Source organism: Aestuariivirga sp., from assembly GCF_041738905.1.
Classification (GTDB): Bacteria; Pseudomonadota; Alphaproteobacteria; order Rhizobiales; family Aestuariivirgaceae; genus Aestuariivirga.
Genome location: NZ_JBGSOZ010000095.1, coordinates 1 through 4,768, shown reverse-complemented (window position 1 = coordinate 4,768; position 4,768 = coordinate 1). Strand labels below are relative to the sequence as shown.

Genomic DNA, 4,768 nt, shown 5'->3' with positions numbered 1-4,768 from the left:
GCCCAGCAGCCGCGCCGCAACAGCGGCGGCGGCGGCGCGCCCAAGCGCTCCGGCGGCACCAGCTGGATGACCGATCTCGGCAAGCAGCAGGCCTGATTGTAAGATCGTCCGAAGACCACTAGAGTCCGGGATCACGCCAAGTGATCCCGGACTTTTTTCATGAATGCGCTCAAGTCTGCCTTCTTCGGCCTGCTCCTCGTGGCGGCCTCCGTCATTCTCCTGTTTTGGGCCGAAGGCCGCGCGGTGAACACTGCGAAGGCTCTGGAGGAGGGCTCCGGCATCGTGGTCGAGGCCGATGCGGCGACAATCGACCCGGCGAACGAAGGCAAGCTGCTCCACATTTCAGGCGACGCCGTTCCGCAGGACGTGCCCGCCGACACGCGGCTTGGGCTCAGCGCGGAGGGGGCCGTGAGCCTCACCCGCAAGGTCGAGATGCTGCAGTGGAAGGAAACCAGCCGTGAGGTGGAACGCACCGGCACGGATGGCAAGACCACCAAGACGAAGGTCTACGACTACGAGAAAGTGTGGTCAGCGTCGCCCATCGACTCAACCACCTTCAAGACCGCGTCTGCACCCAAGAACCCCGCGATGCCGCTTTCGGGCGACAGTTTCGAGATCGCCGCCGCGAAGGTCGGCGCCTTCGTCATCGCAGGGAACGCCATTGCCCCGTTGGGCCAGGAGAAGCCGGTGGCGCTCACCGACAGCGGCATCGAGATGGCGGCAGGTGCTCTTGGCGGCGCCCGGCCCATGTGGCTCGTCAACAACCAGTATCTCTCGGCTGACGACCCGGACAGCCCGCAGGTGGGCGACATCCGGATTTCCTTCCAGCGCGGCGATGTCTCGCGCGTCAGCATCGTGGGCAAGCAGGGCAACGGCAAGCTCATGCCCTACACCACCAGCAATGGCCGCGAAGTGTTCCTCATCCAGGCGGGCAGCGCCACGGCGGCGGAGATGTTCAAGGATGCGATCGCCGGCAACAAAATGCTCACCTGGATCATCCGCATCGGCGGGCTTGTCCTCATGTTCATCGGCTTCGCCATGACCTTCAGCCCCTTGACGGCAACGCTCGGCCGCGTGCCCCTGATCGGCGGCCTCGTTCGCGGCGGCGCGGCACTCGTCGGCATCGTCCTCACCTTGATGCTGGGTTCGCTGGTGATCGCCGCGGGCTGGGTCTTCTACCGCCCGCTGCTGGCGCTCCTCATCGTGGCCATCGGCGTCGGCCTCGCGGTGGCTGTCGGCATGATGGGGAAGAAAAAGCAGGCGGCGATCACGAAGTCTCCGGCGTGAAAGACGAGAATGGGGCATCATGACCCGGGCTGACCCCCCATGAACGAAAATGCCCGCGGATCGCTCCGCGGGCATTTTGATTCATCCGTTCACGGAGAACGTCAGATGGCGCTCTGGATCGCCTTCAGGTGTTCGAGGTTTTCAAGCGCCTTGCGGCGGGCTTCGTCCGACTTGGCGTCGGTGACGTCGTCCTCGGCATCCTTGATCTGACGGGCGATGGCGTCCGAGCTGAGTTCTTCCATCGGGATCGCCACTTCGGCAAGCAGCGTCAGCCCTTCCGGGTTCACTTCCACCATGCCGCCCTTGACGAAGATGCGGTCGGACGAGCCGCCGTCCTTGTAGACGGTGACGACACCCGGCTTCAGCGTCGACAGGATCGGCGCATGTCCCGGGAATATGCCCATCTCGCCCTCGGTTCCGGGGAGGGTGACCGAAGCCACGCTCCCTGAGAACAGAAGCCGCGCCGGGCTCACGAGTTCGAAATGAAGGCCAGCCATCTGGATTACGCTGCCTCGGCGGCGAGACGCTTGGCCTTCTCGACGGCCTGCTCGATGGTGCCGACCATGTAGAAAGCGGGCTCGGGCAGGTGATCGTAGGTGCCGTCGCAAAGGCCCTTGAAGCCCTTGATGGTGTCTTCGAGCTTCACCTGCACGCCCGGCGAACCGGTGAACACGGCGGCGACGTCGAAGGGCTGCGACATGAAGCGCTCGATCTTGCGGGCGCGGGCAACCGAGAGCTTGTCCTCTTCCGAGAGCTCGTCCATGCCGAGAATGGCGATGATGTCCTGCAGCGCCTTGTAGCGCTGGAGGATCTGCTGCACCCGCCTGGCCGTCTGGTAGTGCTCTTCACCGACGATGCGCGGGTCCATCATGCGCGAGGTGGAGTCGAGCGGGTCGACGGCGGGGTAGATGCCCTTTTCGGCAATCGAGCGCGACAGCGTGGTGGTCGCGTCCAAGTGGGCGAATGAGGTGGCGGGGGCCGGGTCGGTCAAGTCGTCGGCCGGCACGTAAATCGCCTGCACCGAGGTGATCGAACCCTTGTTGGTTGTCGTGATGCGCTCCTGAAGGGCGCCCATGTCGGTTGCGAGCGTGGGCTGATAGCCCACGGCCGACGGGATGCGGCCCAAGAGAGCCGACACTTCGGAACCGGCCTGCGTGAAGCGGAAGATGTTGTCCACGAAGAACAGCACGTCCTGGCCCTGGTCGCGGAAGTGCTCGGCGACGGTGAGGCCCGAGAGCGCCACGCGCATACGTGCACCCGGCGGCTCGTTCATCTGGCCGAACACGAGGGCGCACTTCGACTTCACATCCGGGTCCGGATTGTGCGGATCGGCATTCACCTTGGATTCGATGAACTCGTGATAGAGATCGTTGCCTTCGCGCGTGCGCTCGCCCACGCCGGCGAACACCGAGTAGCCGCCGTGCGTCTTGGCGACGTTGTTGATCAGTTCCTGAATGAGCACCGTCTTGCCCACGCCGGCACCGCCGAACAGGCCGATCTTGCCGCCCTTGGCGTAAGGCGCCAGAAGATCGACCACCTTGATGCCGGTGACGAGGATCTGGGCTTCCGTCGACTGCTCGACGAACTCGGGAGCCGGAGCGTGAATGGGGCGGCGGAGCGAGGTCTTGATCGGACCTGCCTCGTCGATGGCCTCACCGATCACGTTCATGATGCGGCCAAGTGTTTCCTCGCCGACCGGAACCGAGATCGAGTTGCCGGTATCGGTCACGGCCTGTCCGCGCACCAGACCTTCGGAAGCGTCCATGGCGATGCAGCGCACGGTATTCTCACCCAGATGCTGGGCGACTTCGAGAACCAGACGGTTCTTGCCGTTCATGGTTTCAAGTGCGTTCAGAATGGCCGGCAAGGCACCATCGAAGGCAACGTCGACGACAGCGCCCGTGACCTGGGTGATGCGGCCGGTGGACTTCGAACCCGATGCGTCGGCGGAGGCGGCTTTCTTTGCCATGTGTTTCGTCCTTCTCGTGTTCTCTTAGAGCGCTTCCGCGCCCGAAATGATTTCGATGAGTTCCTTGGTGATCTGCGCCTGGCGCTGGCGGTTGTACTTGATCGAGAGCTTGTTGATCATGTCACCGGCGTTGCGCGTGGCGTTGTCCATGGCGCTCATGCGGGCGCCCTGTTCGGAGGCAGCGTTCTCGAGCAGCCCGCGGAATACCTGCACCGCAATGTTGCGCGGCAGCAGGTCGGCAAGGATCTCGCCCTCTTCAGGCTCGGCCTCATAGACCGCACCACCGAGATCGGCGGGCTTGCCGCCCTCGACCTGCGCCGGGATCAGGCGGAGTGCCGTCGGCTTCTGCGAGATCACCGACTTGAATTCGGCAAAGAACAGAGTGGCGACGTCGAACTGGCCTTCATGGAACATCTTGAGCACGGTCGCGGCCACGCCCTGGGCGTTCTCGAAGGTCACGTTCTTCTGGCCGCGGAAGTCCACCGCCTCGATGAAGTACTTGCCATAAAGGCGCTTCATCGAGTCGTTGCCCTTCTTGCCGACAGTGAAGATCTTCACCGTCTTGCCTTGGGCGATCAGCCGGTCGGCGTGCTCGCGTGCCAGCTTGGCGATCGAGGAGTTGAAGCCGCCGCAAAGTCCGCGCTCGGCGGTGGCGACGACCAGCAGGTGCGTCTCGTCAAAACCTGTGCCGGTCAGCAACGTCGGAGCACCCGCCTGCCCCGCCATCGACGATGACAGGTTGGCGAGCACCGCGGCCATGCGCTCCGAATAGGGGCGCGCGGCGACGGCTGCTTCCTGGGCGCGGCGTAGTTTCGCCGCGGCCACCATCTGCATGGCCTTGGTGATCTTGCGTGTCGCCTTCACCGAGGCGATGCGGTTTCGTAAGTCCTTGAGACTTGCCATCGGGCTTTAAACCTTAAGCAAAGGACTTGGCGAAGGCGTCGACGGCGGCCTTGAGCTTCGGCATCGTCTTGTCCGAAATCGCTTTCTCGGTGCGGATCGCCTCAAGCACATCGGCGGCCTTGTCGCGCACGTAGCGCAGCAGGCCTTCCTCGAAGGGCTTCACCTTGGTGACGGGCAGCGCATCGAGATAGCCGTTGACGCCGGCATAGATCGACACGACCTGCTCTTCCGTCTTCATCGGCGAGAACTGGCCCTGCTTCAGAAGTTCGGTCAGGCGGGCGCCGCGGTTGAGGAGGCGCTGCGTCGAGGCGTCAAGGTCGGAGCCGAACTGCGCGAAGGCGGCCATTTCACGATACTGGGCGAGCTCACCCTTGATCTTGCCGGCCACCTGCTTCATCGCCTTGGTCTGGGCGGCGGAGCCGACGCGCGACACCGAGAGGCCGACGTTCACGGCCGGGCGGATGCCCTGGTAGAACAGTTCGGTTTCAAGGAAGATCTGGCCATCGGTGATCGAGATGACGTTCGTCGGAATATAGGCCGACACGTCGTTGGCCTGCGTCTCGATGACGGGGAGTGCCGTCAGCGAACCGCCGCCGAGCGAGTCGTTCA

At 63.9% G+C, this 4,768-nt stretch carries 4 protein-coding genes and 1 pseudogene; 1 reads left to right on the top strand and 4 read right to left on the bottom strand.

What is annotated here, in order from left to right; all coding sequences use genetic code 11:
• The first annotated feature begins 159 nt into the window (after positions 1-159).
• Positions 160-1,287: a TMEM43 family protein gene (locus ACEW8Q_RS08360; protein ID WP_373503596.1), complete on the top strand. Its 1,128-nt coding sequence runs from the start codon at positions 160-162 to the stop codon at positions 1,285-1,287.
• A gap of 101 nt (positions 1,288-1,388) precedes the next feature.
• Here ACEW8Q_RS08360 and ACEW8Q_RS08355 read toward each other — a convergent pair whose 3' ends face one another.
• The 4 genes and pseudogenes from ACEW8Q_RS08355 to ACEW8Q_RS08340 form a co-directional block, all read right to left on the bottom strand.
• Positions 1,389-1,784, bottom strand: a complete 396-nt coding sequence (locus tag ACEW8Q_RS08355; protein WP_373503595.1) for a F0F1 ATP synthase subunit epsilon — start codon at positions 1,782-1,784, stop codon at positions 1,389-1,391.
• Positions 1,785-1,789: 5 nt separating this feature from the next.
• On the bottom strand, positions 1,790-3,256 hold the full coding sequence (atpD, locus tag ACEW8Q_RS08350; RefSeq protein WP_373503594.1) for a F0F1 ATP synthase subunit beta: 1,467 nt from the start codon (positions 3,254-3,256) through the stop codon (positions 1,790-1,792).
• Positions 3,257-3,280: 24 nt separating this feature from the next.
• Positions 3,281-4,159, bottom strand: coding sequence for a F0F1 ATP synthase subunit gamma (locus ACEW8Q_RS08345; RefSeq protein WP_373503593.1), 879 nt, complete (start codon positions 4,157-4,159; stop codon positions 3,281-3,283).
• Positions 4,160-4,172: 13 nt separating this feature from the next.
• Positions 4,173-4,768: pseudogene (locus ACEW8Q_RS08340) on the bottom strand (F0F1 ATP synthase subunit alpha); the annotation flags it as partial.

Bases quoted from the DNA above. Each gene is read 5' to 3' on its own strand.
- ACEW8Q_RS08360 (WP_373503596.1), top strand. From the start codon at position 160: ATGAATGCGCTCAAGTCTGCCTTCTTCGGCCTGCTCCTCGTGGCGGCC.
- ACEW8Q_RS08355 (WP_373503595.1), bottom strand. From the start codon at position 1,784: ATGGCTGGCCTTCATTTCGAACTCGTGAGCCCGGCGCGGCTTCTGTTC.
- atpD (WP_373503594.1), bottom strand. From the start codon at position 3,256: ATGGCAAAGAAAGCCGCCTCCGCCGACGCATCGGGTTCGAAGTCCACC.
- ACEW8Q_RS08345 (WP_373503593.1), bottom strand. From the start codon at position 4,159: ATGGCAAGTCTCAAGGACTTACGAAACCGCATCGCCTCGGTGAAGGCG.